Below are 23,875 nucleotides of genomic sequence, written 5' to 3'. Positions count from 1 at the left end.
TAATTTCATTTTGGGGTGTCAATCTAAATTGAATGGCTATTTAACGTCGATCTCCAAACGGTAGCTGCTAATCATCGCCTCTATAATATCAAATGTTCAGCACAATTCTCAGATGGGTAATCAACCGTCGCTGGCTAGTCGTTCTCGCCACCATTATTGTTAGTCTGTGGACATTGTATATTATCCCAAAAATGCCGCTCGATGTTTTCCCGCCTTTTGCACCGCCGCAAGTGGAAATTCAGACGGAAGCACCGGGTTTAGCACCTGAAGAAATCGAGTCTTTGGTAACATTGCCGATCGAGAGTGCGATCAATGGAACTCCTGGGGTGACAGCAGTGCGTTCATCTTCTGCTGTGGGTGTTTCTGCTGTTAAAGTGATCTTTGATTGGGGAACCGAAATCTATCAAGCCCGCCAGTTAATCACAGAAAGGTTGCAGCAAGCTCAAAGTAAACTCCCCGCAGGAGTAGAAGCACCGCAAATTTCTCCGACAACTTCACCTGTCGGCACTGTTATTACCTATGCTTTTACATCAGAAACTACTTCGCTGATGGAAGTGCGGCGTCTTGTTGATTGGCAAGTCACAAATCGCCTTTTGGCAGTGACTGGCGTTGCTCAAGTGGTGGCTTACGGCGGCGAACAAAGGCAGTATCAAATATTAGTAAAACCTGCAAAACTGAAAGCATTTAATGTATCTTTGCAGCAAGTTGCCGAAGCTGCGGCGGCTGCGAATGTCAACGCGCCCGGTGGCTATTTAATTACGCCGGATAAAGAAACTTTGATTCGTGGTGTGGGGCGGATTGAATCTGTGGCAGATTTGCAGCAATCTGCGATCGCCTCTCGGCAAGGAACAGTCGTCAGAATTAGTGATGTAGCTGATGTCAAAATCGGTGCTGCTATCAAGCGGGGCGATGGCAGTTTTAACGGCAAAAAAGCTGTGATTGTGATGGTAAACAGACAGCCGGTTGCTGATACTCCGACGGTAACTAAAGCCGTTGAGGCGGCAATGGCTGAGGTGCAGCAAGCTCTGCCGAAAGATATTAAAGTTACTGTGACTTTTCGACAGGAAGAATATATCAATTCCTCGGTGGAGAATGTGCGATCGGCTTTAGTTGAAGGCAGCATCATCGTCACCGTTATCCTGATCCCGTTTTTGATGAATTGGCGGACTCTGACGGTAGTTTTGCTCGATTTCTTCCTAACTTGGCTGTTCGGGCTGCTGGCGATGAATTGGCTGGGGCTGGGGCTGAATACGATGACTTTGGGGGGGTTGTCGGTGGCGATCGGAACTGCGATCGACGATGCTATTGTCTATGCTGAAAACACCTACCGCAACTTGAGAGAAAATACATCATCTCTTCACCCGCGCCCGGTGATGGATGTGATTTTTGATGGCAGTCAGGAGGTGCGCGATTCTTTAATTGGAGCCACGGTAATTGGCATTGTTGTGTTTTCGCCAATTTTTACTCTGCCCGGTGTAGAAGGTCGAATTTTTACGCCGATGGGGATTACTTATTTGGTAGTTGTGGTGATTTCTAGTCTGGAATCGCTGTTAATATCTCCGGCCCTTTGCGCTATCTTGTTGCCTAACAAACGCATGAGCGATCGAGAACCTTGGCTGCCGAGATTGTGCAAAAAAATATATCATTTTTTTATACAGTTGTCAATGCGCTATTCGGCGATTATTTTAGCTTTAGCTGCTGCTAGTATAGTGGCGGCATTAATTATTTTGCCATCTTTTGGACGGGTGTTTTTGCCGGAGTTTCAGGAGCAAACTTTGGTGAATACTATTATGCTTTATCCGGGGGTGTCTTTGGAAACGACGAATAGCGCAGCTTTTGCTATTGAAGATGCACTTAAGAATGATAGCAGGTTTGAATACGTGCAAGTGCGATCGGGCAGAGCTCCGGGTGATGCTGATGCTGCGGGTGTCAATTTAGCTCACATCGATATCGGTTTGAGCGAGGAGGGCATGAAAAATCGGCCGAAAACTTTGGAATCGCTGCGGCAGGAATTTGGTAAATTACCAGGAGTTGCACCCAATATTGGCGGTTTTATTTCTCACAGGATGGATGAGGTTTTATCCGGTGTCAGGAGTCAGATTGCTGTCAAAATCTTTGGCCCGGATTTGAATCAGCTTCGCACCATCGGCGCTCAAGTAGAAGCGCAAATGAAAACAGTTGAAGGAATTGTAGACTTGCAACTGGAACCGCAAGTGCCGGTGCAGCAGATTCAAATTAAGTTTAACCGCCAAGCTGCGGGTAGATACGGTTTGAAAATCGGAGAACTTTCGGAAATAATTGAGACAGCTTTAAACGGCAAAGTTGTGTCTCAAGTTTTGGAAGTGCAGCAAACTTTTGATTTAGTTGTGTGGTTGCAGCCGGAAGCCCGAAATAACTTAGAAACTATTCAGAATGTGTTGGTTGATACCCCCCCTCTTTCCCCCCCTTATAAAGGGGGGGATGAAAGGGGGGGTAAGATTCCCCTCGCCCAAGTTGCGACTGTTAAATACGGTACGGGCCCAAATACGATTAACCGCGAGAATGTTTCTCGCTTGATTGTGGCGGCGGCTAATGCTAAAGGTCGAGATTTGCGATCGGTTGTGAATGAAATTCAAGCTAAAGTTAAACGAGAGGTGCAGTTGCCTTTTGGTTATTTTATCCAGTACGGCGGTCAATTTGAAGCAGAGCAAAGAGCTTCGCAAAATATTATGGTATTTAGTGCGATCGCCTTTTTGGTAATTACAGTATTGATGTACTTGTCCGTCAAGTCGATCGCTTCGACTGCTATGATTATGATTAATTTGCCGATCGGATTAGTGGGAGGAGTAATCGCGGTAGCTTTGACGGGCGGCATCATCTCTGTAGCTTCCCTGGTTGGCTTTGTCACATTATTTGGCGTTGCCACCCGCAACGGCTTGCTATTAGTAGACAACTACAACACTAAATTTGCCGAAGGAATGCCTTTTAAGGAAGCAATTATTAAAGGCTCGATGGAACGGCTCAATGCTATTTTGATGACGGCTTCAACTTCAGCTTTAGGTTTAGCACCTTTAGTCTTAGAAGGCGGCCCCGGAAAAGAAATTTTGCAACCGCTGTCAGTAGTAGTTTTAGGCGGATTATTTACTTCTACTGCCTTGACTTTGTTAGTTTTGCCAGCTTTGTATGCTCAATTTGGTAAGTTCTTACGACCTCAACAACATCAGGCTGCAGTTGCAGACGCCAAGGTAGTTAATGTGTGATATTTTCTACTTATTGTCAGTCAGCAAGGAGTCAAACCAATGAAATCGCTCAAGTCCAATTTAATTGTTCTAGGTAGTGTCGGATTGCTGTTTTTGGGAGCTTGCAGTAAAGGCGACCAAGCAAGCGATCCAAATAACACTCCAGCCTCCCCTCCTGTCGCCTCTCAACCTGCGTCTTCGGCTCCCGCCACTGCTCCTGCAACAGCAACTCAAGGGGGGCAAGTTGTAAAGTCTGGAGCTTACTATTTAGAGTTTGTACCTGAAAAAGAAGCTACCGGAACTCATTTAGATGTTTTTGTGCAAAAAGGGGAGAAAAAGGAACCAGTTCCTAACGCCAAAGTTACGGCTCAAGTGCAGTTGGCGAATGGAAAGCAGCAAACCCTAGCTTTCAAATACGATGCTGAGGGCAAACATTACGCTGTCGTGTTTCCCGGCAAAGATGCAGGAAGTTATCCCGTGAAAGTGACTGCGGATATTAACGGAGAAAAAGTTGACGGTCGTTTTACCTTCAATCAATAGATAGCTGATTGATTAATGCAGTCTTAATTATGGGTGCATTATGCCAACTATCTAGAACACTATCAACCCGGTTTATTTGATGAACCGGGTTGATTTAAACTTTGATTATCGGCAATTTATTATCCTAAACACTAATTTTAAATAAGTAAAATTTCATACTAATTTCATCCCTGACAGTCAAGCTAATAAATAAGAGAAACCATTAGTTAAGTTTTCAGGAATAATCGCGATGAAAAAGTTAATTTACACTGCTGCATTTACCTTCTTTCTAGCGTCTAATACCCTTGCTACTATTGCAGGAGGAGCAATGCAAAATGCTAATATTTCTCACCTCGTACACAGCGGCGCCCATCCCAATAAAGCTCGCTTTCAGGGTGCTACGCATCATTTTGAAGTTCACGTTCAGGGAAAAGCTCTTTCGGCACTTGCAATTGATTTGCCGGAGGATGTGAAAATGCGTAGCGTAATTGAGGTAAAAAATCAATCTGGTCAAAAAATCGAGTCTCAAGTTTCTGTTAATAACCGCAAAGCGACAGTGGTTTTCTCCCAACCTGTTTCTCCTGATACCACCATATCGATTGATATGCGGGGCATTCACACTCCTGGTTACAGTCGGAGTTGGATGTACGCTATCTCTGGTAAAATGGTGGGAATAAACGCAGAAATACCACTCGGAACAGTTTTAATTCAAACATACTAAATGTAGCCGATGGGGGTAATTTTAAATTGCAAGAAACTTGAATAAATTAGTTCAACTTGCAATTTAAAATCTACCATTCGCAATTCAAAAAAATCCTTGATGTTAATCGGGCATATTTTTACATATCTACTCGATTAGATAAATGCAGCCTCTATTTTGAGCGCACTTTATTTCCTATTTGGTTGCCTGTGTTTTTTTGAATGGGAAAAAAACTCTACCTGCCAGACTTTGGAAGTAGATGCCACCGACAGTACCTAAAAATACGAAATAAGAAAGCGCCTGCACGACATAGAGCTTATCCGTGTATCCAAATAACGCACTCAACAATAAACCGGGAAATTGTTCTTGTGGCAGCACCTGCGAGGTGTTCCAAACCATCGGCCCGAGAATGCAAGAGTGGATTTTAGTAAATCTTTCGTAATAGAAACACAGTGCTGCTGACTCGCGATTTGCTTGCGATAAAGTATTGAATACGGTGTCAAAAAGTCCCAGAGTTGATACCACTAAACCCGCGACAATAAACAGTAATAAAATGCCCATATATTTGAAAAACAGGCGGATATTAATCTTGATTCCCCATTTAAACAGCAGGACGCCAAGTCCGGCGGCTGAGAGAAGGCCAGCCAAAGCACCAAGTGCCGGAATAATCCCTTGTTGAAACTTGGCAATGACAAACAAAACCGTTTCAAATCCTTCGCGTAAAACGGCAATCAAAACTAAGCTAAATACGCCCCAGCCGGCATGAGAATTTTGGGTTAAGGCGGCACTCACGGCGCCTTCGACTTCGGCTTTCATAAATCGCGCTTGCTTGGTCATCCAAATCAGCATCCAGCTCAGCATTGCGATCGCTACAAGCCCAAAAGTTGCCTCCAGCAGCGCCTCCATAATCGGTGCAAAAGGCTGATTGGATGTGGATAAAATTTGAATAGTCCAGCCGAAAAGTACACCTATCAAAGCGCTGGCGATAAGTCCAACGGCAACACCGCCGAAAACCCAAGGACTTAAATAACTTTGTCCTGATTTTTTGAGGCAAGCTAGAACAATTCCGACAACTAATGCGGCTTCGACTCCTTCGCGGAGAGTGATTACAAATGTGGGCAATGCTTCGCCAAAATTCATTTTTTTATGCTGGGAATGAGAGTGGTTAATCAGCAAGGTAATTGGCAGATTATTTACCAATTACCGCTCTTGATGAGAGTTAATTTTTTAGGAGGCTGGTTTGAGAACTTTTTGGCTGTCGTTCTCGATCGTTTTAATTAGCTGGCTGACTTGTTCGGTGGTTTTTACGGGGGCGGGGGGTGCGATCGCAGTAGGCCAATTTGTTTTAAGCTCAGTCATGTTGGCAACAATTGCTTTGTCGGTTTCCGGGCTAGTTTTAGCCACTTGAGCCGCAATATCTTTGTACAGCATTTCCGCGTACATGACGAAACCCCGCGAATCTTGGTATTCAATAATTGCGGAAATTTTGCCGTTAGCAACTGCCGCTCCGTATTCGGAATTAGCTGTATCTAGCAAGCCGTTAATCACTTGCAGCACGAATTTCGGATCTTTGCGCTCCGCTTCGGGAAGAGCGGCAATTGCTCCATCTACAGCTTGCATAGATGTGGTAAATTCTGCATTCACTTGAGCCGGATCTTTTGCACCCGCTTTAACTAAATCCTGCAATTTAATTAAAGTAGTCTTAAATTCGGGAATTTTGCGTTCTTGAAGCTGGTCTTGCACGTCGGCGTAAATTTCTTCTACCGGGTGACCGATGTGCGGTTCGGCTTGGTCTGGTTTGCCTTGATCCAAAAGTTCTTTGGCTACCAAAAGATGCCCTTTCATCAAGCCCATTTTAGTCATGTAGTCTACATCTTTGGCTTCGCCTGTGAGGACAACATCTTCAATAGTCACCATGTCTTTAACTTGGTCGAATTGGGCTTGAGTAATGACATTTTTTGAAACCAATTCTTCGACTTTTCCGTAAGGGCGGCTGGCTTGAATTTTGTTAGAAAGTGCCGGTACTCCTAACTTGGCTTCGAGTTTATCTAACTCGGAAAGCAGGGCGGTATTGATGTTAATACCGGGCTTTCCTCCGTGATTCCCGCTGTGACCGCTTGTTGCTGCGGGACTAGCTGTCGCGACGGGTGAGGCGCCCGGTGAGGCGGTGCTGCCGGTGTTGCTGGCGGTGGGGGTGGAACCGCAACCGGCCAGAGCAACGAGGATGGCTGTAGCAGTGGCTGTCGGTAATAAACGAAATGATGGTAACATGGCAGTTGATGATTTTTACGTTAGGTTCAGTTGGATTCGCAAGTTATTAAGAAATATTCTCAATTATTTGCGAGCTCCTAATTCTACCTATTTGTGAGAAAATTTGGTAGATAATTTAACACTTTCTTAACTAGAATCGCCGCACTCTGGGAGCGCAATGCGGGTTAAGCGATGACTTCAAATACCCCCATGCAGCCAGCTTCGGCGATCGCATCTTGATGGGGATGAAACATATATTTTCCGGCGTAGCCGTAGGTAAATTCTAAGATATGTCTTTCAGCTACTCCCATTGTGATGACATCGGTTCTTTCACTGGGAGTCAAAGTCATTCCCGTGCGATATACGTCAAAAAAGTTGGCGTGCAGGTGAAAAGTTACTGCTGCTTCGTACTCAATCATGTTGAGAACGTACAGCCGAATTAGCTGATTTTTATAAATAGAAATAGGGTTGTTCATGTAATAATGTGGCAACCCGTTAAAAGCGTAAAGTTCGTTTTTTTCGTCGTCGTTTACGTCATATCCCCCCATGATTAACACCATTTCATCGGCGGGAGGACGGGGTTTTGGCGGATCGATGATGAACATACCATAGAGTCCTTTACCGATATGGCGAGTTACAGGAGCAATATGGCAGTGATATAGATGCACTCCGTAGGGATTGGCATCGAATTCATAAATAAATACCGAACCGTTTTTCACTGGTTTAACGCCATCCATTTCGCTGGTATGAACGCCGTGAAAGTGCAGCGAATGAGAATGTCCGGCTTTGTTATAAAAAATGACGCGGATGCGATCGCCCTCTGTTGCCCTTAATGTCGGCCCCGGCACGCGATTATTCACGTTCCAGGTGTTGAAAGTGACGGCGCTATTAAGTTGGACGATCGAAGTATTAGCTTCCAGGCGAAATTCCCGAACCGTGCGCCCGTTTTCGCGCGTCACCGTGCCGTAATCAAAATCCCGCGCAATTTGCATCGGGTTGATATTGCTGACGGTGAGTGCATCTGCGGGCATTGGCGGTATTCTCGCGACTGATGTCGGTTTGCGAGTCAAGTTTTGAAGTGCGATCGCCCCGCCCGCTACCCCAGCACCAGCTATTCCTAACTGTAGGAGTTGGCGGCGAGTCCAGTGTCCCGCCTTTTTCATGGCGGGGCGATCGGATAGGTCTGTCATACTTATTGAAAATTATTCTCAAAAATTTGGTCGCATTTTATTATAAGACATTACCAGCTTGTTGTCAATTATTGTCAACTGCTATCTTTTTCTGGGAATTCAGAAAATTTCATGCTGATTTCATCTAAGTGTGTCAGCTTATATGTTGGGGGGTTGGCGCTGTCAGCGGCTAACAATGTATAGAGATTTACCGCTGTAAATTAGTGTTATGAGAGTTTTGCTAGTTGAAGACGAGCCAGATTTAGGAAAAGCGATCGAGCGAACCTTAAAACAGGAAAAATATATAGTTGATTGGGCGCAGGATGGCAATGAAGCTTGGGAATATTTAGACAGCCAGTGGACGCAATACACCCTCGCTATTTTTGACTGGTTGCTGCCGGGATTGTCTGGAGTAGAACTGCTGCACAAGTTGCGCGGAAAAAATAGTTTTTTGCCAGTTTTGATGCTGACAGCAAAAGACAGGATGGAAGATAAAGTAGCGGGATTGGATGCCGGGGCTGACGATTATTTAGTCAAGCCGTTCGGGATGGCGGAACTGTTAGCAAGGTTGCGGGCGTTGCAGAGGCGATCGCCCCAAATTCAGCCCCAGCAGCTACAGGTTGGAAATCTCGTTCTTGACTGCGGAAATCGAACCGTTTGCCATCTCGATCGAAACGGCAAAAACCAGATAATTTCGCTGACAAAAAAAGAATTTCAACTGTTAGAATATTTCATGAAACATCCCAACCAAATTGTCACGACCGACCAAATTCGGAATCAGATATGGGAAGCAGGTGCAGATACCTTCAGCAATGTGGTAGCAGCTCAAGTGCGCTTGCTGCGGCGCAAATTGGAATCAGTTGGCGGCGCAAACTTAATTGAAACTGTACACGGCGTCGGATACCGGATGAGAAATTAAAGCTGTAGGGGCAACGAACGGCGGGGGAATTATATCTCGTTTCCAGTATCTGGTTATAATATAGAAAACTCGATCGGAAAAATGACTGATATGAAAGATTTAATCCAACAAAAGTTAGAAAAGCTCGATCTAGAACAACTCAAACAAGTATTTGAATTTATTGCCTTCCTAAAATTCCGTGCCAGATTAGCTACTCTTCCAGCAATCGATGAAACTAACTTAGCTGCACTATTATACAGCGAATTTGCCGAAGAAGACTGACAACTTGCGGAACTCGGAATGAGCGAATATGCAGAATTCCTAAAACATGAGGATTTGGCATGACAGTCAATCGATTTTAGATTTTAGATTTTAGATTTTAGATTTTAGATTTTAGATTTTAGAGGCGTCCTTTGTGGAACAGGCGTCCCGCCTGTGAATTTATGTGGTTCGTTTAAAAAAACTCTCATTCACACCCAAATTATTCGATTTCTTCACTCCACTTTCCTTGACAATGACACAGTTAAAATTACCAATTACCAATTACCCATAACCAAGTTATGAAAAATGAATCAAAATAAACTATTTAACCGGACTCGATCGCAATTAGCGATTTCCTACGCGGCTGTAATGGGTTTAATTTTAAGCTTGTTGGGATTTGGTGTATACAAGGCGATCGCCCACGCTCACTGGGTAGCCATAGACAGGGAATTACAATCGGTAGCGGGGACGCTGCACGACAGCCTAGAAATCAAATTGCAGCAGCCCGGACACCTAGAACCAATAGTCAATGAACTTTTGCCCAACCTCCGCATAATTGGAGCTAACGGCATTAAAGAACAGTTGCCAAACCGCCATATTTTAAGCGCTATCAACCAAAGCTATTACTATATCCGTTTATTTGATTATTCGGGGAAATTAATTGCGACCGCAGGCGCTTATCCAGAAGAATTACCACCAGAATTTAACTCCTATTACTGGCAAACAATAACTGACACCAAAGGCAATGTTTATCACCAAATTTCTGTAGCCCTACACACCCAAACACAGCAAGATTGGGGATATTTTCAAGTTGGCCGGAGCCTGCAAGACTTCAATAATTATCTCAATACAGTGAAATTGGTTTTAAAATTAGGATTGCCTACAGCATTGATTTTGATAGGTTTTGCTAGTTGGTTATTGGCTGGATTGGCAATGAAACCGATTTATTCTTCTTACCGACAAATCCAACAGTTTACAGCGGATGCTGCCCACGAATTGCGGACTCCTTTAGCGGCATCTCAAGCAACAGTAGAATCGGCGCTGTTGATGCCTGAATTGAATGAAAAAGAGGCGCGGGAAATTTTGCGAACTGTAGAGCGCCAAAACCGCCGATTGACTCAGTTAGTGGTTGATTTGTTGCTGTTGGCGCGGATGGACTCTCAAGCGAGATCCGATCGCCCTCAGCTTTGTTGTTTGAATGACCTGGTTAGCGATTTAGTCGAGGAATTGGCAGTTGTGGCGATCGCCTCAGAGGTAGCGCTAACATCCGAAATGCGCGTACAGCAGCAATTGAATGTTGTCGGGGATGCCGATCGACTTTACCGTTTGGTTGCTAATTTAATTGTTAATGCCATTCAATACACTCCGGCTGGGGGAAAAGTAACAGTTATTTTAGATTGCAGTCACCAGGAGGCGGTAATTCAGGTTCAAGATACGGGTATTGGGATAGCGGCGGCAGATTTAACGCGAATATTCGATCGATTCTACCGAGTCAACAGCGATCGATCGCGCAATACCGGCGGATCGGGATTGGGATTGGCGATCGCCCAAACCATAGCCCGCGCGCATCGCGGCAGCCTCAGCGCCCGCAGCGAATTGGGCTGTGGCAGCACATTCTTCCTGCGATTGCCTTTGTGAGTTACCATGTGAGGGAAACCGAATCAGTTATTTCGGGTAATCCCTTTGGCAAAAAGTAGCGCGATCGCCCAAAATCATTAAATAGTCAGTTGACAGTTGACAGTTGACAGTTGACAGTTGACAGTTGTTATTTGTTATTTGTTGGACTTAGCAACTAACAATTAATAACTAATAACTAATAACTAATAACAACTGACTGCTGACTACTGACTGCTGACTACTGACTCCTGAAAAATACCTAGCGAAAAATTATGACAGTTTTAGAACAGGGAACAATCTCAATCCATACCGAAAATATTTTCCCGATTATCAAGAAGTCGCTATACACCGACCACGAAGTCTTCTTGCGGGAACTAATTTCCAACGCTGTCGATGCCATTGCCAAACTCAAAATGGTTTCCCGATCGGGCGAATACAGCGGCGATATTGGCGAACCGCAAATCAACATTGCGATCGACAAAGAAAACAAAACCCTCTCCATTACCGACAACGGCATCGGCATGACCGCCGACGAAGTAAAAAAATACATCAATCAAGTCGCTTTCTCCAGCGCCGAAGAATTTATTCAAAAATATCAAGGCAGCGGCGACGACGCAATTATCGGTCACTTCGGTCTCGGTTTCTACTCTTCTTTCATGGTCGCTCAGAAAGTAGATATAGACACCCTTTCTTACCAAGAAGGCTCCCAAGCAGTACACTGGTCTTGCGACGGTTCTCCCGCTTTTGAACTATCAGAATCTACCCGCACCGAACGCGGGACTACGATTACTCTCACTCTCCAAGACGAAGAACAAGAATATGTAGAACCCAGCCGGATTAAGCAGTTAATTAAAACTTACTGCGATTTCATGCCGGTTCCCATCAAATTTGAGGGAGAGGAACTCAACAAGCATAAGGCAATTTGGCGGGAATCAGCCAGCAATTTGCAAAAAGAAGATTACTTAGAACTGTACCGCTACCTTTACCCGTTCCAAGACGAGCCGCTGCTGTGGGTCCACCTGAATACAGATTATCCTTTTATTGTCAACGGGATTCTTTTCTTTCCCAAACTGCGGCCGGATGTCGATGTTACCCAAGGCAATATTAAGCTATTCTGCAATCAGGTTTTTGTCAGCGACCACTGCGAAGAAATTATCCCGAAATTCTTGATGCCGCTGCGGGGAGTCATTGACAGTACCGACATTCCGCTGAACGTTTCTCGCAGTTCTTTGCAAAGCAATCGCACAGTGCGGAGAATAGCTGATTATATTGCGAAAAAAGTGGGCGATCGGCTGAAAGAACTCTACCGCGACGACCGCAACGAATACATCCGCTGCTGGCAAGATATCGGCACTTTTGTCAAGTTTGGAACTCTCAACGATGACAAGTTCAAAAAGCAAGTCGAAGATATTTTAATCTACCGCAGCACCTACGAACCAACAGCCGACAAGCCAGAAACTGTAACGCCCGAAGTTCAGGTGCAAACAGAGGAAGGAGATTTGTGGCAAGATGTCACTCCGAAGTCGGAAACTTCTACTTCAGTGCAACCTTACACGACGCTGAAAGAGTATTTGGAACGCAATCAAAAACGTCACGAAAATCGCGTGTTTTACTGTACGGAACCTGCGTCTCAAGCAACTTACGTCGCCATGCACAAAAGCCAAGGTTTAGAAGTGCTGTTTATGGATTCTTTCATCGACACGCACTTTATCAGCTTCTTGGAACGAGAATACTCAGATGTCAAATTCTCGCGGGTAGATTCCGACATCGACGACACGCTAATTGACAAAGAGAAAGAAGCGGAAATTGTCGATCCGGCGACGAATAAAACTCGCAGCGAACAAGTTAAAGAAATGTTCCAAAAAGCTCTCAATAAGCCGAAAGTGAACATTCGCACAGAAGCTTTGAAGTCTGACTCTGCGGAGGCGACGCCACCTGCGATCGTACTTTTGCCGGAAGCTTTGCGCCGGATGCGCGACATGACGGCGCTTTTGCAGCAGCAAGCGGCCGAATTCCCCGAAGAACACGTTTTGCTGGTGAATACGTCTCACCCGCTGATTCAAAATCTGGCTAGTTTGAGTCAGGGTGCGATTATTCAAGGCGGCGGGGAGTCTCCGTCGGCTCAGTTGGCGAGCATGATTTGTCACCACGTCTACGATTTGGCTTTGATGGCTCAGAAGGGTTTCGATGCTGAGGGGATGAAAGAGTTTGTCGAGCGATCGAATCAAGTGTTGACAAAATTGACTGAACGTGCAATGTAATTACCCCCCCCCAACCCCCCCTTGCTAAGGGGGGAGTCAGAGTTGATTTCCGGGTTTTAGAAACCGGGTTTTTCCAAAAAACCCGGTTTCTGCGTCCTGGACTAATAACTCAAGCCCTCTTCCTTCTTCCTTCTTCCTTCTTCCTTCTTCCTTCAGCTATAATGAAAGGCTGCACGCAAAAAACGGTAATCTGGAGGGCAATATGTCACGGAAATGTCAGCTAACGGGGAAGAAGGCGAATAACGGTTTTGCAGTTTCTCACTCGCACCACCGCACTCACAAGTTGCAAGAAGCAAATTTGCAGTGGAAGCGGATTTGGTGGCCGCAGGAGAAACGCTGGGTAAAATTGCACCTTTCTACAAAGGCAATTAAAACCTTGCAACACAAGGGTTTGGAAATTATGGCTAAGGAAGCTGGAATTAACCTTTACAAGATGTAAGAAACTTATAGGCTAAGAAAGGACTAAAGTCCTTACTACAAACCTGTTTTTTAGGTTCGTAGTAGGTGTAGGGTGCGTCAGTCCAGATATTTACGCGAATCGAACAGTTTATTTCTGACGCACCTTACGATTAACTAAGAAAAAACTAAAGTCCTGACTGCAAACCAGTTTTTTAGGTTCGCAGTCAGGACTTTAGTCTTTGCTCTATATCCACTTTCTACATTGTAATAAATAAGTATTCATCTTGCCTTTGCCTTTAACTTCGATCGAACCGCGGCTTTCAAATAAATACTTGTTCTGCAATATTTGATTGATAAGTTGCATATGTCGGCAAACAAAACAGTTACATCAGCAAAAGTATCTGCGATCGTACTGTCTCCCCGTTTGAGGCGGTTGGCTATTTGTTCTGGCAAAACGTGCTTGGAAATAAGCTGGGTAAGCTGTTCTGCATTTAAATTGTATGTTAAAAAACAATCAAACTCTTGTGGGGTGGGCGTCCCGCCCGCCCTGAATATACAATTTAAATGCGCGACAGCTTAGTCTGCTGCTGCTAATTCTAACCCGTCTGAATGCTGGTTGAGAGTGCGATCGAACAAATCGAGGCACTGAACCTTCCATCGAGTTTCATCGTACAGCCATACGCTCGATCGGGCAACTTCCAGAGTACGGCTAGCAGTTTCAGTGATTTCTCGCAAAGCTGTTTTCAAATCTCCCTGATTCAGGGCTTTGTTTTTAGCTAATTCAATTAATGCCGACTTCTGTTTCTGTAGATGTGTTTCCCTTTGCTGCAAAGCATTTGTCCGTTCTTCGACTCTAATTTCCAACTCTTCATTCAGCTTTTGCAGCGCTATTGTAGCTTGTCTGCGTTCTGTAATGTCTGTGCCGATGCAGAGTATTCCCGTGAATTCTCCGGCCTCATCAACCAGCGGTTTATTTGCCCAAGCTACCCAAACCCGTTCCCCGCTGGGCCGGATATTTTGATTTTCATAGCTGGTAAATCTATCGGGGTTTTGCACAATCTTCTTATACATCAATTCTAAGTTATTTCCTTCGATGTCACTGAAGGGAATAATTGTTTCTACTGCATTTTGGCCGAGGATTTCTTCCAGATTGTAGCCAAAGAATTTTTCGGCAAACTCGTTAAAAAAAGTAATCATAACCGTTTGTAGTAAGAACTTTAGTTTTCTCAATTCTAACACGAAAAAACTGAAGTCCTTACTGCGAACCTTAACCCAGATGAAAATATCTCATTGGATGGCGGCCTCAATCCACAGTTTTAAGGTAGAATTGACTTCATCAATGGGAATTTCTTGTGATTTGCGAGTGGCTCTTTCCACGACTTCGACTTTGCCTACTTTCAGGGAACGGCCGGGAACAATACGATAGGGAATGCCAATTAAATCGGCATCTTTGAATTTAACTCCTGCACGTTCATCGCGATCGTCCAGCAGGGTTTCAATGCCAGATTGATTGAGTTCTGCGTAGAGTTTTTCGGCGACTTCTACTTGTTGGGCGTCGGAAATATTGGGGATGCTGATGATGGCGTGATAGGGGGCGATCGCCACCGGCCAAATAATCCCGTCTTTGTCGTAGGATTGTTCTACGGCCGATTGGGCTAACCGCGATACGCCGACGCCGTAGCAACCCATAATTAACGGCATTTCTTCGCCTTGTTCGCTGGTGTAGGTGGCGCCCATTGCTTGGGAGTATTTTGTGCCTAGTTGGAAGATGTGACCGACTTCAATCCCTCTGGCGGTTTGCAGTGTTTGTTCGGGATTGTGAACAGCCCGATCGCCCTTTTTTGCTTTCCTGACATCTACTGCTGTTTCTGGTAGTTGAAATTCTTTCCCCCAATTAGCCCCGACAACGTGATATCCCGATTCATTGGAACCAGTTACAAAGTTTGTGAGCTCAACTGCGGTGCGATCGACTAAACGCAAAAACTTAGAATTTACTTCCTTGCTCCCAGCAATGTAATCATCAGCAACATCGGGAGCCATATAACCTAGAGGTAAAGATTTGGCAGCCCATTTTTGCTGAGCTTCTGCATCGGGGACTGTCAGAAATAGGATTGTTTTTGCTTGATAATTTCCAGCTAATTTGGTTAATTCATTCAGCAATTTTACCTGATTGACATCTTGGTCGCCGCGAATGCTGACCAGTGCCAGCACTGTAATTCCGCTGTCATAAACAGCTTGATAAAGTACATTTTTGACAACTTGATTAGGAGAACATTTGAAAAATTTGCAGAGTTTATCAATTGTTTCCGTTCCGGGCGTTTCCCGTTTTTCAAAAGTTGTAAAGGTTGAGGTTTCAGTATCAGCAGGTATTGAAACAGCCTTTTCCAAATTAGCGGCATACTGACCATCTTCAGTGTAGAGAACTTCATCTTCCCCCGCTTCAGCCAACACCATAAACTCTTGAGAACCAGAACCACCAATTGCGCCAGAATCAGCATCTACTGCTCGGAATTGCAAGCCAGAGCGGCGCAGCATATTGCTGTAAGCTTGAGCCATATCCTGATAAGTTTTTTTCAGGCTTTCTTCATTTGTGTGGAAAGAATAGCCATCTTTCATAATGAATTCACGACCGCGCATCAAGCCAAAACGGGGGCGAATTTCATCGCGAAACTTAGTTTGAATTTGATACAAATGTGTAGGCAATTGCCGATAAGAACGAATCATATCTTTAGCAATTGTAGTAATTACTTCTTCGTGAGTTGGGCCCAATCCCAATTCTGTGTCGCGACGGTCTGTGAGAGCAAACATGATACCTTCAGCTTGAGTGTAGGTGTCCCAGCGGCCCGATTCCCGCCACAAATCGGCCGGTTGCAGTTGCGGCAAGAGGCATTCTTGAGCGCCGGTAGCATCCATTTCTTCGCGCACTATTTGGGAGACTTTTTTGAGGACACGCCACATTAAGGGTAGATAAGCGTAAATACCGCTGCCGATGCGCCGGATGTATCCCGCACGGAGTAATAGTTTGTGGCTGGGGATTTCTGCTTCTGCTGGGTCTTCCCGCAGGGTGACGAAAAGCATTTGAGAGAGTCGCATGGCTGGTTTCCTTAAAATACCGGATGATTGTAATCTCAGATTAACTTCTGATATTATCAGAACTGAGCCAGATTTGATTAGATATTATGAATAAGATTTTACAAAACTACCAAAAAGGTATGGCAGCATTTGATAATTGTCACTCTCCTACTGTGCAATCTCAGTGGGTTGCCTTAAAAGATGAAATAGGAGAATTTTTTCAACAACCTAATTGGAGCGAAATTTGGGATGTTGTTCATGCTGGTGGTCGATTGCTTTACAAACTAATCGGAATTCCTTTATATTTGCTGGCATATTCTACTGTTCGCAAACACAGCCAACGTTTCGAGGAGTATGGCTGCATTCGCAGCATTCGCAATTGTGAGGGTAAATGCTGCGGCAAAAATTCGTAGGGTACGCTGCGGCGCACCTGATATCATGTTTGTTGAATTGCCCGCAATTAGATTTAGAAACCCTCGATCGCACGCGAATGATTATGCAGCTCGATCGCAATTACTACCACGTTTTGAGCCTGAAAATCCAACGGAATCCTAACTCGCTAGCGCACTCTACGATATGTAGGGTGCGCCGAAGATCGTTTTACTACTATTGATAATGGGTGGCGCCCCCGCCTCAAACTTGCCACTTTTATGCGAACTCGGCTGCTATCAGTACCAGAAAGACTGATTTCTGACTTTAGACGGATTTATTTTTTAGCTTCCACAGGCATAATAAGCAGTAAGGATGAGATCACTAGAGAACTGATTTACTACTCATTCCAATTTCACTAATAAGGGCTTCCGTAAGATTAAGCCTGACCCAAACAAACCACCATCTAAAGATTACAAAATCCCCTAAATAAAAGTTGGGGACACTTTTCGCTATGCCGAGTTAGGCATAAAACTGTAGGAGGTAATTTATGTTTGAAAGCGAGTTATTAATGTCGCTGTACAGTCCCAAATTCAATATTGCCCAAATGCCAGTAGAAATAGATGTGCCATTTGACCACCCCGATATCGGAGGGCTGATGTTTTTAAGCCCTCAGTTTTTCGTGTCATTAATCGCCGGAGTCATCATGGCTTTCGGCTTCCAATTCCTGTTAACAAATTTCTCTATCGCCGCCAAAATCTCAAATTGGGACGAGGCTTTACCCGACGATGACGATGATGGCGAGTCCGAAAGTTTAGGCACTAAAGTTCGCAAGATCGAAGGTTTAGTCGGAGGTTGGATTTTAGTCACAGTTAACCTAGCTTTATTTTTGGCTTGTTTTCTGGCAGTCAAACTAACTTCAATTGCCAGCGTAGATGGAGCGGCAATTATTGGTGTGGTCATCTGGGCCGCGTACTTTTTAACCCTTGTGTGGCTCGGTTCTAGCGCCGTCGGTTCCACGATCGGTTCCTTGATAAAAACTGCTTTTTCAGGCATTCAAGGCGTCATGGGTACTGCCGGTGCAGCGATCGGCGGCAAGATGGCCAGCGACCAAATGGTCAATACTGTAGAGGCATCTGTTGCCGCTGTCCGCCGCGAATTGAGTTCGGCTGTAGACCCGGATAGCATTCGCGAAACACTGCAAGATTATGTGGGTTCTTTGCAGTTGCCGAAGCTAGATGTTAAGGAAATTCGCGGTCAATTTGAAAAGTTGCTGGGCGATGCAGATATCAAATCTCTTGCGGGAAGCGACGTTCTCAAGAATGTTAACCGCCAGACTTTTGTGGATTTAATTAGCAGCCGCACTGACTTTTCTAAGGAAGAAATAAATCAAGTTTCCGACCAACTCGAAGGCGTTTGGAAGCAAACTTTCGGCAAGCAGCAAGAGCAGAAAGACCCGAATTTAGAGTTGGTTGATTTTCTTAAATTTGCGGCTCCCGATTTGCTCAAGTCTGACGAACTCAACGCTAAGCTGTCTCAAATTCTGGAAAGTAGGGAAAACAAATCGGAATCCAGCAGCGGCATGAAGCGAGCGATGCAGTTGGGTGTGGAAGCTCTTGTCGGAACTGTTTTGTCGCGGACGGATTTGTCTGATTTGGATGTTGAAAAAATCTCTGGCCAGTTGCAGCAACTGACAGAAAAAGGGACTCAAAAAGCTAAATCTTTGGCTTCTAAGGTGGGCGACAAAGTGCCTGCGCTGCCTTTCAATACAGCTAAGGCTGATGTGGAAAACTACTTGCTGAATGCCCAACCTTGGCATCTCAACCGGGAGACAATCAAGCAGGAATTTAGGGATGTTATTTACGACCCGGAAGCTTCTCCTGGGGCAGTTTTGCGCCAGTTAGAGCTGTTTAATCCCGATTATTTTGTTGGGATTCTGGGCCGGCGCGAGGGCTTGGCTCCAGAACAAGCACAGGAAATTGCTCAACAGCTTGAAGGTGTCCGCCAAGAAGTGTTGGAAATTGTGCAAGCTGCTGCTGGTGAGGAACAGTCTCAAGATTTGCGGAGCCGGATTGAGAATTATTTGCGATCGACCGGTAAGGAAGAATTGAATCCTGAAGGTATCGAGAAGGATTTCCAAGCGCTTTTGGAAGACCGGGATGCCGGTTTTGAGGCTTTGCGCGATCGCCTGTCTCAATTCGATCGCGATACTTTGGTACAGTTGCTCGGCCAGCGGGAAGATTTCAGTCCAGAGGAAGCCGATCAGTTAATCGGGCGGCTCGAAAGTTCGCGCGATCGCGTGATTTCTAAAGCTCAAGAATTGCAAGAGCAAGCGAAATCGAAAGCGCAGGAAGTGCGGCAAAAGGTGGAAGACTATCTCCGCAATACTAATAAGGAAGAACTCAACCCCGAAGCTATCGAGCGCGAGTTTCAAACGCTGTTAAACGACCCGGAAGCCGGATTTAAAGCGCTGAGAGAACGCTTGTCTCAATTCGATCGCGATACTCTGGTGCAGTTGCTGTCACAGCGCCAAGACCTCAGCGAAGAACAGATAAATCAGGCGATCGACCGGATCGAATCCGTGCGCGACAACATTATCCACGCGCCGCAAATAGTTGCAGATAAAGCTAAGGAGCAGTACGAGGAAGTTACTGCAAAAATTGGCGAGTACCTGCGGAATACCAACCTGGAAGAACTCGATCCAGAAGGCATCAATCGGGATTTGACTAAATTGTTTGAAAATCCGAAAGAGGGTGCTTTGGCACTTCGGGACAGACTTTCTCAGGTCGATCGCGAAACTTTAGTCAAGCTGCTCTCGCAGCGGGAAGATTTGAGCGAAGAACAGATAAATCGGACGATCGATCGCGTGCAAGATTCGATTCGCAGCATCGTGAAATCGCCCCGCCGTTTGGCCTCTCGCGCTCAAAAAACAGTCCGAGATTTCCAAGGCAGTTTGGAAAATTACTTGCGGAATACGGACAAGGAAGAACTCAATCCTGAAAGCATCAAACGCGATTTGCAGTTGCTGTTTAACGAACCGGGAGCGGGGATGCAAAGTTTGGGCGATCGCGTGAAGCACTTCGATCGATCGACTTTGGTAGCATTGCTGTCGCAGCGGGAAGACATCTCGGAAGAGGAAGCTAACAAAATTGCCGACCAAATTGAATCTGTCCGCAACCAAATTGTCGAACAAGTTCAAATGGTTCAGGACAAGTTTCAGTCAGCAATCGACGGTATTTTCACGAAAATTCGGGATTACCTCAATTCGCTCGATCGACCGGAGCTCAACTACGAAGGCATCAAGCGGGACTTCCGCAAAGTGTTTGACGACCCGCAGGCCGGATTTGACGCGATTAAGGAGCGTTTAGGTGAGTTCGATCGCGGTACTTTAGTTGCGCTGCTGAGTTCTCGTTCCGATATTTCCGAGACTGACGCTCACCGAATTGTTGACCAAATGGAAGGAGCCCGGGACAGCGTTTTATTGCGATCGGAACGCCTGCAAAATGAAGCCAAAAAACGCATTAAACAGCTCAAGAACAAGACCAAGCAGCAAGCAGAAGACGCGCGCGAAGCGGCAGCAACTGCTGCTTGGTGGCTGTTCGGTACGGCTCTAACTTCTGTGGTTGTTTCGGCTTTGGCTGGAGCAATAGCAGTCAACGGGATTTCGGGTTTGTTTAGCTAGATTTTCAACGAGTTTGAAATAAAGTTCTCCTGATTCTAGGCTGGCCAAAAGCTAGCCTATTTTTTTTGACTGATATCATGTCCGGTTGATTTGGTGGCATTGGAATTATTATGCAGCGCTCACGTCGTCCTCGCTCGCGGTTTGGATCGCGAGCGAGGACGACGTGAGCGCTGACATTATCCAAATATATGATTCCGATGCCACCGAAAACGATATTATTTATCGCCGATAAAATTAGGAGGAAATACTTTAGATAAATCTAGGGACAAATCCCCAAAATTAGGGAGGGCAACTGTCTCGTTAGGCATAAAAATTATCTTGACGCGATAACCAAATTTGCCTTGCGAATTCTGATAAGGTTCGCTGTAACATTCCAAACAAATTTCTAATAAGTTAAATATCCAATAATCAGAAATACCCGCTTCAGCATAAAGGGGCAACTTGACCTGTTTGTCGTAACTCAAAGAAGAATCCGCAATCTCAATCAGTAACAATATATCGGCTGGAGTGGGGTGAGAGGATAGATAGTCATCAGGGCGATTTTGCACGATCGCGCGATCGGGTTCTGGTTCGCTGTCATCCGGCAGAATAATTGGTTGTTGCCCTCGCAGTGTCGCCCTTTCTCCCAGCAGCTTAAATAACTCGCGTTCCAAGCGTGTCTCGCAAACAGAATGAGCCGTACTTTTAGCCGCGATGTTGACAAGTTCTCCCTCGATCAACTCAACTCGATCGTCCTCACCAAAGAACCCCTGTTCTGTCAGGCGGTGATATTCCGCTATGGTGAAGCGTTTTGCAGTTGCGATCGGCATACCAGCCACCTCAATACAGGTCTGTTGCGATTATACGCGATCGTCGATCGGCTAAACAATGCTAATGTGGAGCACAGCTCACAACAATCTTGTCAAATTTGCCTCATCCTTTGGTTGCAAATTTTCCCAATTTTGGTGAATTTACTCCACGAACTTATGTTGGGGATCATATCTGCCTTAAGCAAGATTCTAGCATCACTATTTATTAGGTACTTTAACTAAGTAGCAAAAAGAAGTTTTCTAAATAAGAAAACTGAGCAATAGATATTATTTTGGAGGCTTGAATGACATTTACTACTGCCGGTGCTTACGACCAAGGAAAAGCAGATATTCAGAGCTTGAGTGTAGACGACCAATTAGGTGTGCTGTGGTTTGTTTACACCGAAATGGGCAAGTCAATAACGCCAGCGGCTCCCGGTGCTTCCGGTTCCGAAATCGCTCAGGGTTTGTTCGAGCAAGTCAAGCCTCTGCCCCACCAAGAACAACTACAAGTAATGCGGGACATTGCCTCAAAAGCCAATACCGAAATCAGCCGGATGTACGGCTCCATGAGCCCGGAAACAAAGCTGGCTTTTTGGTATTTTCTAGCAGTCGGAATGGACGAAGGAACTATTATTCCCGTGCCTCCAGACTATGAACTTCCCGAAGCAGGAAAAGCTTTATTAGGAAAGGTTCAGGGCATGGACTTTCAGCAGCAAATTGATTTCCTTCGCGGTACAGTTTTAGAAATGGGTGCTGAAGCCGCTCCGGGGGCTGGCATTTAAAAATAGGACTTACGAAAAAAAACCCGGTTTCTAGGAGAATATTGGGTGCGGCAACGAGGCATCTAGGAAGAAACCGGGTTTTTAGCCGTTTGATGCGTAAGTCCCTAAAAAGATTAGTAAGTAGCTCAAACTAATACGCCGCGCGCGAAACCCGGCTTCTTCAAGAAACCGGGTTTCTGGCTGTTCTGTTTTTGTAGGTTTACGGCGAAGATCCAGACTTTACAGCTAATAACTGAATTCAGCGGATCTGTTTCCCACAACTTCCGGCGCACCGACTGTTAAACGCATATCTTCGCAGGCAACTGTTAGCAAGGGCTGACCTAAGTTTAAAGTGGCAAAAGGACTTTCTTCTGCCACTTCTAATTCGCCTTTAATCAAACCGATGCGAGACTGTAATCCTCCTTTAAACAACAGCAAATTGCTGCGGTCAGCGCTGAAAACATTCCCGCTAAAAGGCAGCGGTAAAGCTAAACTTTGCTGGCTGTAATTGAGACGGCACAGTTGACGGTTTTCTTGGCGAACTGTGACGCTGTAGCCTAGCGGTGCTGCTTCGATCGAATCGCTGCCTTCCCAACTAAATTGAGCTAATTCTTTAGGAAGTCCCCAAATCTCGCGCCCGCCTGCTACAGAGTTAGGATTGTCTACGTAAATATGGGAAATCCAAGCGCCCCATTTTCCTGCATAATTGGCGATCGCGCTAACTACAATTAACTCATTGTACTCCATCACTGAACCCAACCCGTAGGAGGATATATAAATGCCGCCTAGGGTTTTCCCCGGCAATAAAGAGACAATTTTTAACTCAGAGGGAACCAAGGGGCGCACTCGTGCCACATCTACCAATTGCAAAGTCTGAACAGCATAACCTTGCAGATTCCAAGGTGCAGGTGGATATACCATTTTCAGTGATTTAATGTGGGATATTTTATATTTATTTTAGCTTAGCGCCTCAAAGAGCAACAATTTTTTGTATTTCTTCATGAACTTTTAGTAATTTTACTTATAAAATTTACATATAAAAAAGATTAATGTGTTGATGGCAGGCAAACAGTTGACATTCGAGAGAAAGTTAAATATGGTCTATCTAGTGAATATTTAGAAGGAAACCTAAGCCTGTATGCTGACATCTTACAAACCAGATGTTTTCGATAGTTTAGAGCATTTTTTCACGGCTAGAGACCTCCTACAGCAAGCCCAGGACAACATGACACAACTGGGTGCTATCATCCGCAGTCACGGTTTGCAAAAGCAGGTAGGTATTTGCTTGCTTCACAAACACTTTGACCTGGCGGATAACGAAAGGTTGGTTGAAGAGTTTGACGGCAACAATGCTTATGTCAAGCCGACCGCAGAATACGGCGACGCTATTCCGTATATGTGGAAGGTTGAAAAAGATCGAGCATCAGGCAACTGGGTTTGGTTTCCATTAGAATTTGTCCGCGTTAGTGAAGCTGTGTCGGCAGCAATTAAACGGTCAGAAGCAGTTGTCAACAACTCAGAATTTCTCAATGAAATTGCAGGTAAACTGTCAGAATTGGGGATGACTGATATGTTCGGCATCAGCATTTTGCACCGAGATGCAATTAAAGTTGCTGAGGGCGAAATTTTGGTAGAAAGCACAGACGATGAAGCCCGCGTTTTGACTCTTTCCTCAGTTCCCCGACAGGATGTTGACCGCGCGACTTTAACGCAAACTCTATGGCAGTTTCCCAATGCTGAAGGGTTTGAGATAGGAGCGATGTGCTCTCACTGTACTCACTGCACTCACTGCACTCATTAGGCAAGATTGCTAAAGGATGATAAAAAGTACATAGCAGAGGTAGGGACACGGCAGTGCCGTGTCCCTACGGGGAGCGATAGGCGGGTGTACTTAATAAACGTGGAATT

The 23,875-nt window shown here is 45.2% G+C and carries 18 protein-coding genes and 1 pseudogene; 12 read left to right on the top strand and 7 right to left on the bottom strand.

Annotated features, from left to right (window positions below; translation table 11 throughout):
* Nucleotides 1-92: 92 nt before the first annotated feature.
* The 3 genes from QUA02_RS01350 (at nt 93) to QUA02_RS01340 (ending at nt 4,458) form a co-directional block, all read left to right on the top strand.
* A complete protein-coding gene (locus QUA02_RS01350) occupies nt 93-3,239 on the top strand; it encodes an efflux RND transporter permease subunit (protein WP_333024685.1) in 3,147 nt (1,048 codons plus the stop codon).
* A 39-nt stretch (nt 3,240-3,278) separates the two neighbouring features.
* Nucleotides 3,279-3,758 (top strand): hypothetical protein, encoded by a 480-nt coding sequence (locus QUA02_RS01345; protein ID WP_333024683.1) that lies wholly within the window; start codon nt 3,279-3,281, stop codon nt 3,756-3,758.
* Nucleotides 3,759-3,987: 229 nt separating this feature from the next.
* Nucleotides 3,988-4,458: a DUF2808 domain-containing protein gene (locus QUA02_RS01340; RefSeq protein ID WP_333024682.1), complete on the top strand. Its 471-nt coding sequence runs from the start codon at nt 3,988-3,990 to the stop codon at nt 4,456-4,458.
* Nucleotides 4,459-4,632: 174 nt separating this feature from the next.
* On the opposite strand, the gene QUA02_RS01335 is transcribed toward QUA02_RS01340, so the two are convergent.
* The 3 genes from QUA02_RS01335 to QUA02_RS01325 form a co-directional block, all read right to left on the bottom strand.
* The gene (locus QUA02_RS01335) at nt 4,633-5,577 is read right to left on the bottom strand and encodes an FTR1 family iron permease (protein WP_333024681.1); all 945 of its coding nucleotides are present in this window, start codon (nt 5,575-5,577) and stop codon (nt 4,633-4,635) included.
* A gap of 87 nt (nt 5,578-5,664) precedes the next feature.
* Nucleotides 5,665-6,708: a 4-helix bundle domain-containing protein gene (locus QUA02_RS01330; protein WP_333024679.1), complete on the bottom strand. Its 1,044-nt coding sequence runs from the start codon at nt 6,706-6,708 to the stop codon at nt 5,665-5,667.
* A 164-nt stretch (nt 6,709-6,872) separates the two neighbouring features.
* The gene (locus QUA02_RS01325) at nt 6,873-7,877 is read right to left on the bottom strand and encodes a multicopper oxidase domain-containing protein (protein WP_333024676.1); all 1,005 of its coding nucleotides are present in this window, start codon (nt 7,875-7,877) and stop codon (nt 6,873-6,875) included.
* A 208-nt stretch (nt 7,878-8,085) separates the two neighbouring features.
* Here QUA02_RS01325 and rppA point away from each other — a divergent pair, with 208 nt between their 5' ends.
* The 5 genes from rppA to rpmB all read left to right on the top strand — a co-directional run bounded on the left by rppA (nt 8,086) and on the right by rpmB (nt 13,332).
* The gene (gene rppA / locus QUA02_RS01320; RefSeq protein ID WP_333024675.1) at nt 8,086-8,775 is read left to right on the top strand and encodes a two-component system response regulator RppA; all 690 of its coding nucleotides are present in this window, start codon (nt 8,086-8,088) and stop codon (nt 8,773-8,775) included.
* Nucleotides 8,776-8,856: 81 nt separating this feature from the next.
* Nucleotides 8,857-9,036, top strand: coding sequence for a hypothetical protein (locus tag QUA02_RS01315; protein ID WP_333024673.1), 180 nt, complete (start codon nt 8,857-8,859; stop codon nt 9,034-9,036).
* A gap of 285 nt (nt 9,037-9,321) precedes the next feature.
* Nucleotides 9,322-10,653: a two-component system sensor histidine kinase RppB gene (gene rppB / locus QUA02_RS01310; RefSeq protein WP_333024671.1), complete on the top strand. Its 1,332-nt coding sequence runs from the start codon at nt 9,322-9,324 to the stop codon at nt 10,651-10,653.
* A 251-nt stretch (nt 10,654-10,904) separates the two neighbouring features.
* The gene (htpG, locus tag QUA02_RS01305; protein ID WP_333024670.1) at nt 10,905-12,893 is read left to right on the top strand and encodes a molecular chaperone HtpG; all 1,989 of its coding nucleotides are present in this window, start codon (nt 10,905-10,907) and stop codon (nt 12,891-12,893) included.
* Nucleotides 12,894-13,095: 202 nt separating this feature from the next.
* Nucleotides 13,096-13,332, top strand: a complete 237-nt coding sequence (rpmB, locus tag QUA02_RS01300; protein ID WP_332978372.1) for a 50S ribosomal protein L28 — start codon at nt 13,096-13,098, stop codon at nt 13,330-13,332.
* Between the two features lie 539 nt (nt 13,333-13,871).
* Here rpmB and QUA02_RS01290 read toward each other — a convergent pair.
* Together QUA02_RS01290 and proS are read right to left on the bottom strand one after the other, a co-directional pair.
* Nucleotides 13,872-14,486 (bottom strand): annotated as a pseudogene (locus QUA02_RS01290) (PAS domain-containing protein); the annotation flags it as partial.
* Nucleotides 14,487-14,579: 93 nt separating this feature from the next.
* Nucleotides 14,580-16,385, bottom strand: coding sequence for a proline--tRNA ligase (proS, locus tag QUA02_RS01285; RefSeq protein ID WP_333024669.1), 1,806 nt, complete (start codon nt 16,383-16,385; stop codon nt 14,580-14,582).
* Nucleotides 16,386-16,471: 86 nt separating this feature from the next.
* On the opposite strand from proS, the gene QUA02_RS01280 reads away from it, so the two are divergent.
* A complete protein-coding gene (locus tag QUA02_RS01280; RefSeq protein WP_333024667.1) occupies nt 16,472-16,777 on the top strand; it encodes a hypothetical protein in 306 nt (101 codons plus the stop codon).
* A 506-nt stretch (nt 16,778-17,283) separates the two neighbouring features.
* Nucleotides 17,284-20,415, top strand: coding sequence for an MFS transporter (locus QUA02_RS01275; protein ID WP_333024665.1), 3,132 nt, complete (start codon nt 17,284-17,286; stop codon nt 20,413-20,415).
* Between the two features lie 215 nt (nt 20,416-20,630).
* Here QUA02_RS01275 and QUA02_RS01270 read toward each other — a convergent pair whose 3' ends face one another.
* Nucleotides 20,631-21,224: a Uma2 family endonuclease gene (locus tag QUA02_RS01270; protein WP_333024663.1), complete on the bottom strand. Its 594-nt coding sequence runs from the start codon at nt 21,222-21,224 to the stop codon at nt 20,631-20,633.
* Between the two features lie 284 nt (nt 21,225-21,508).
* Here QUA02_RS01270 and QUA02_RS01265 point away from each other — a divergent pair, with 284 nt between their 5' ends.
* Nucleotides 21,509-21,988: an orange carotenoid protein N-terminal domain-containing protein gene (locus QUA02_RS01265; RefSeq protein ID WP_333024661.1), complete on the top strand. Its 480-nt coding sequence runs from the start codon at nt 21,509-21,511 to the stop codon at nt 21,986-21,988.
* A 225-nt stretch (nt 21,989-22,213) separates the two neighbouring features.
* Here the strand turns inward: QUA02_RS01265 and QUA02_RS01260 are convergent, their stop codons facing one another.
* Complete coding sequence (locus tag QUA02_RS01260) at nt 22,214-22,888, bottom strand: acetoacetate decarboxylase family protein (RefSeq protein WP_333024660.1); 675 nt, start codon at nt 22,886-22,888, stop codon at nt 22,214-22,216.
* Nucleotides 22,889-23,105: 217 nt separating this feature from the next.
* Here QUA02_RS01260 and QUA02_RS01255 point away from each other — a divergent pair, with 217 nt between their 5' ends.
* Nucleotides 23,106-23,768, top strand: coding sequence for a glycerol-3-phosphate ABC transporter substrate-binding protein (locus QUA02_RS01255; RefSeq protein WP_333024657.1), 663 nt, complete (start codon nt 23,106-23,108; stop codon nt 23,766-23,768).
* The last annotated feature ends 107 nt before the right edge of the window (nt 23,769-23,875 follow it).

The sequence above is a fragment of the Microcoleus pseudofavosus SVA1_A4 genome, from assembly GCF_036700565.1.
GTDB lineage: Bacteria > Cyanobacteriota > Cyanobacteriia > Cyanobacteriales > Microcoleaceae > Microcoleus.
This window is presented reverse-complemented; position numbering and strand designations above follow the sequence as displayed.